Raw genomic sequence first — 4,882 nt, 5'->3', positions numbered from 1 at the left:
CCGACCTGGCCGATCTTGAGGGCGTGCTGGAGTCGCTGATGGCGCGCGAGCCGGAGCCGTTGGTCGCGCGGCTCGCCCGACGCGCGGGGCAAAAGGAAGTTCGCTACGCCCACCTGCTCGCCGGCGAGCCATCCCCGGCGGACATGGCCGCGATCGCCGAGGATCGACCGATCTCCACCCATCGCGCGGACGCGGAGGACGATCGCGTCGCGGCCCTGGAGCAGACGGTGGAGGAGTTGCGCGCGGAGGTCGCCTCCATCCGCGCCGAGTTGGACGAACTCCGCTCTCTCGCGCGGGGTGCGTGAGCGTCGGACGATCAGTCGAAAATCCGATGATTCCGACGATCAAAGGGCCGCCCCGGTGCACCGGGGCGGCCTTTTCTGGGGCAGTCCGCGCAGGCGGACTTCGCGATTTTCCAGCGGCGAATTCATTCGCTCCGGCGGGGGATCGGGCCCCGGCTCACGCCCGCAGCCGCTCCACGTGCTCGCGGAGGAGGCGCAGCGCCAGGTCGATCGTGCGCCGGTGCGTGCGAAAGGAGAGCGCGGCCATCCGCAGCGTGAACCGCCCGTCCACCGTGACCGACGACAGGAACACCCGCCCGTCGTGCCGCATGGCCTCCACCAGGGCCTCGTTCAGCGCGTGGACGCGCTCCGGGTCCATGCCCGCCGGCGCCCAGCGAAAGGTCACGATGGACAGGTCCGGCTCCGGCCCCACCTCGAACCCCAGCGCCCGCGCCTCCGCGCGAAAGTAGCGCGCCAGCAGCAGCTTTTCCTCCAGCGCCGCGCGAAACGGCCCCACGCCCACCAGCACCAGCGGCAGCCACATCCGCAGCGCGCGAAACGGCCGAGACAGCTCCGGCGACACGTCCGCGGGCGAGATCTCGCCCGGGTCGGCGCGCAGCGCGTCCTGCATGTAGCTGCCCGTGCCGCCGTGCGCCGCCGCCATGGCCCGCGCGTCGCGCACCAGCACCATCCCCGATCCCCACGGCAAGAACAGGCTCTTGTGCGGGTCCAGGATCACGCTGTCCGACCGCTCGATGCCCTTCATCATCGCGCGTCCGTGCTCCGTGAGCAGGAAAAAGCCGCCGTACGCCGCGTCCACGTGCAGCCAGCACCCCTCCCGCTCCGCCACGTCGGCGATGGCGTCCAGCGGATCCACCGCGCCCGTGGCCGTGGTCCCCGCGGCGGCGGCGATGAGCCACGGCCGCAGCCCCGCCGCGCGGTCTTCCGCGACCAGGGCGGCCAGCGCGTCCGGCCGCATGCGCAGGCCCTCGTCCGTGGGCACGTAGCGCAGCCGCGCCTCGCCCAGCCCGGCAATGCGCAGCGCCTTGTCCACGGCGTGGTGCGCCTCCGTGGTCAGGTACACCACGGTCGACGCGTAGTCCGCCCCGCGCAGCCCGTGCGCGTCGCGGGCCGTGGCGACGGCCGTGAGCGTGGCCAGGCTGCCGCCGGACACCGTCGTCCCCGCGGCGTCGGCCGGGTAGCCCACCAGGTCCGCCACCCAGCGCACCAGTTGGTTCTCCATCCGCACGGGGCCGGGACCCGTGAAGAAGATGCCCGCGTACTTGTTGGTGACGGCGGCCATGAAGTCCGCCAGGGCGGAGTGGTACAGGCCGCCGCCGGGGATGTACGCCAGGTGTCCGGGTGATGCGGGGTGCCCGCCGGGGCGCGTGACCTCCTGCTCCAGCAGCGCCACCACCTCGTCCATCTCCGCGCCGCGCTCGCCGATGGCCATCCCCAGCAGCCCCTCGCCCGTGCCGGCGCCGGCCTCGTACGCCTTGAGCGTGTCGACGCCCCGGAGAAAGCGCTCAGTCGATGCGACCACCGCGTTGCGCATCCGGCGGCGGCGTCCCGCGCCGGGCTCCAGCGGCCGCGACGCGCGCTCCAGCCGGCGGATGCGCTCCAGCAGCGCCGCCCGCTCCGCCGTCTCCTCTCCGCCGGGAACCATCCCCTCCGTGGCCGCCATCCGTCCTCCTCCGAACCGTGCATGCGATGTGGATGATGCGCGGATTCCACCCGTTTCGGGCGACGTGCCGCCGGAGCCCGCGCGAGGCGCCAAACTACCGTTCCGCCGCCCCCGCCGACAGCGGCACGTTCGCCCCGTGCAGATGAGCCTCCAGCCCGGGCCGCCCTTTCCCGATCGCGATCAGGTGGATGATGCGCACCGGCGGACATCCGCTCCCGTCGCCGACATCCTGCCTCCTCGAAAAAACGCGGATGCCGTCCCCTCGCCGAAAGCAGCCTGACTACCAAGGGACGCCGTCCTCCTGCTGGTTCCTCCGGTCCGCGACCGGCCGTCGCGCCGGCGACTCGTTCGCTTAACCTTGCTCCACCAACAAAGCGTCATCCTGAGGAGCCGCCGCGCTGACGCTGTCCAAGCGTGATCCATGGCGGCGACGAAGGATCTTGCCCGCGAACCTCTACGGCGGCCCTCGTGCACGGACTCTCCTTTCCGGAGTCGCCATCCTTCGGTGCACGGACCATTCAACGACGAAGACCAACCTCCCCCCCAGGGGTTATTGGGGGAGGTGCGAGCCTGGGCGAGCGGAGGGGGCGCCCCGCGCGGACTCCGCCCCAGACGCACCGCCCCTGATCGATCGGCAACGCGAAGGCCGGCCCCATGCACCGGGGCCGGCCTGTCGTTTCGCACACAAGATCCTTCGTCGCCGCCATGGCTCACACATCGGTCAGGATCGCGCGGCGGCTCCTCAGGATGACAATCGTCGGGTGGGGGCAGAAACACACTGTCGGATGCCGCTCCCCGATCGGCGCGGAGACGGCGGCGGTGTACGTCCTCCCGCCGCCGCTGGGGCAGTCCGCGCAGGCGGACTTCGTGCCTTTCCAGCGGCGAATTCATTCGCTCCGGCTCGGACTCCGCCTCATCCGCTCTGGATGGATCGGGTGCCCACCCGCCTCCGCCCCACCCGCCTCCGCCCCACCCTCTACCGCCAGTCGCGGCTGCCCTCCTGCGCGCCCAGCAGGTCCAGCACGGGCCACACGAGCGGGCGGATGTCCTGCTCCAGGTCGTAGTTGCCCATCACCACCAGCGTCCACTCGCCCACCATCTCCACGTCCGCGCCGATCCCCGAGTTGCCGCCGCCGCCGCTGTGCCCCACGGCGTGCGCGCCGCCCTCCAGCGTCATGTCGTAGAACCCCAGGCCGTAGTGCAGCGGCATCCCCGGCTCCACGGGCACCGTGCCCGTCATGAACGTCCGCGCCGTCTCCGGGCGCACCAGCCGCCCGTCCCGCAGCGCGCGGCTGAAGCGGAACAGGTCCTCCGCCGTCAGCGCGATCCCGCCGAAGCCCGACAGGTCCTCACCCGGCCCGCGGCCGCCCGTGATCCACTCGTTGCTGCGGCGCGGCTCGATGCTCATGGGGTCGAACTCCGGCACCCGCGAGTAGCCGCGCGCCCACGGCAGCGCCGCGTACCCCGCCGCGTCCGCCGCGCGCATCCCCGCCCGGCGAAAGACGTGCTCCCGGACGTACGCGTCGAACGTCTGCCCGCTCACCCGCTCCACGATGGCCGCCAGCACCGCGAACCCGCCGTTGCTGTACTGCGTCCGCGTCCCCGGCGCGAAGTCCAGCGGCCGGTCCGCGATCAGCGCCACCCACTCGGCCGGCGTGCGCCGGCGCACGCTGGGGTCCGCCCCGGCCAGGAACGGGTCCGCGATGCCGCCCGCGTGCGTCAGCAGGTGGCGCACGGTCACCGTGCGGCGCGCCTCCGCGTTGGGAAAGTCCGGCAGCAGCGCGCCCAGCGTGTCGTCCAGGCGAATCCGCCCCTGCTCCACCAGCTGGGCCACGGCCGCTGCCGTGATCATCTTGGGCACCGAGCCGCTGCCGATGCGCGTCTCCACCGTATTGGGCCGCCCCGCCTGCGCGTCCGCCATCCCGTACGCCTGGTGCATCAGCACGCGGTCGCCGCGCGCCAGCAGGATCACGCCGGAGAACCGGTCCGCCGCCGCCAGCCGGTCCACGTGCGCCCGCACGGCCCACGCGACGCTGTCATCCGCCATCGGCTCCGTCGGAAGCTCCGGGCGGGGGCCGGGCGCCGGCATGGCGTGCAGGTCCACCGACGTCACGCGCCCGTCCGCGTCCGCCGAGAACTCGATCCCCACGCGGCCGGCGCCGTTGCGGGCCCGGAAGATCACGCCCAGGTAGCCCGGGTCGCCCCGGTCCATCAGCCGCGCGGGAGACACGCCGCCGCTCTGCGCGCGCAGCTTGAGGAACGCGGCCTCCCAGCGTTCCGGCGTCCACCCCATGGCACCGCGCTCCGGCAGCGTCCGCCGCACCCAGTCGCGCACGGCCGCGTCGTCCGGCGCGTTCACGGCGTCCATCAGCCCGCGCGCGGCGGCGCCGGCCGGCGTGGCGGGGATCTCCACCGCGGGGGGCGGGCCGCCCGCGGGCACGGCGGACTGCGCGGCCAGTGGCGCGGCGGCCAGCGTCACCGCCATCATCAGGATCGTCTTCATCGCGGATCTATGTGGAAAGAGGGTTCGACCTCGATGTGAGCCGGGTCAGGGCTCGGGATAGCGCTCCCCGCGCGGCGCGTCGTCCGCCGGGGAGGGAAAGCGGCCGCGCGGATCGGCCTTCATCACCGCCGTCGCGACCAGGTAGTAGCCCAGCATGCCGCCGCCCGCGCACATCAGCATCACGCCCAGCGCCAGGGGCTCCGACGCCCGCACCGGCAGCAGCTGCACCACCACCAGCCCCACGCCCAGCGCCGCCATCACCAGCCCCCACTTGAGCGCGCTGAACAGCTCCGGGTCGTATCCCTTCCGGAACAGCGCCCGCACCACGTCCTCCGACACCCGGGCCTGCAGCAGGCGGCGCTTGGTGTGGTTGTCCATGACGATCTTGGTGACGGCGGCGATCATCCAGAAGAA

The 4,882-nt window shown here is 73.1% G+C and carries 3 protein-coding genes and 1 pseudogene; 1 reads left to right on the top strand and 3 read right to left on the bottom strand.

Annotated elements, in window-relative coordinates; translation table 11 throughout:
* Nucleotides 1–305, top strand: a pseudogene (locus VFZ20_RS02935) (DUF480 domain-containing protein); the annotation flags it as partial.
* Between the two features lie 154 nt (nucleotides 306–459).
* Here VFZ20_RS02935 and VFZ20_RS02930 read toward each other — a convergent pair.
* From VFZ20_RS02930 to VFZ20_RS02920, 3 genes are all read right to left on the bottom strand, one after another.
* On the bottom strand, nucleotides 460–1,965 hold the full coding sequence (locus VFZ20_RS02930; RefSeq protein WP_329682327.1) for a pyridoxal phosphate-dependent decarboxylase family protein: 1,506 nt from the start codon (nucleotides 1,963–1,965) through the stop codon (nucleotides 460–462).
* A 976-nt stretch (nucleotides 1,966–2,941) separates the two neighbouring features.
* Nucleotides 2,942–4,468, bottom strand: coding sequence for a serine hydrolase domain-containing protein (locus VFZ20_RS02925; RefSeq protein ID WP_329682326.1), 1,527 nt, complete (start codon nucleotides 4,466–4,468; stop codon nucleotides 2,942–2,944).
* A gap of 45 nt (nucleotides 4,469–4,513) precedes the next feature.
* Nucleotides 4,514–4,882, bottom strand: a 369-nt coding sequence (locus VFZ20_RS02920) for a hypothetical protein (protein WP_329682325.1), incomplete at its 5' end; no start/stop codon positions are given.

The organism is Longimicrobium sp. (genome assembly GCF_036280135.1).
Taxonomy (GTDB): Bacteria; Gemmatimonadota; Gemmatimonadetes; order Longimicrobiales; family Longimicrobiaceae; genus Longimicrobium.
This window is presented reverse-complemented; position numbering and strand designations above follow the sequence as displayed.

What these genes read in the sequence shown, in the direction of transcription:
- VFZ20_RS02930 (WP_329682327.1), bottom strand. Translation starts at nt 1,965, where the DNA reads ATGGCGGCCACGGAGGGGATGGTTCCCGGCGGAGAGGAGACGGCGGAG.
- VFZ20_RS02925 (WP_329682326.1), bottom strand. Translation starts at nt 4,468, where the DNA reads ATGAAGACGATCCTGATGATGGCGGTGACGCTGGCCGCCGCGCCACTG.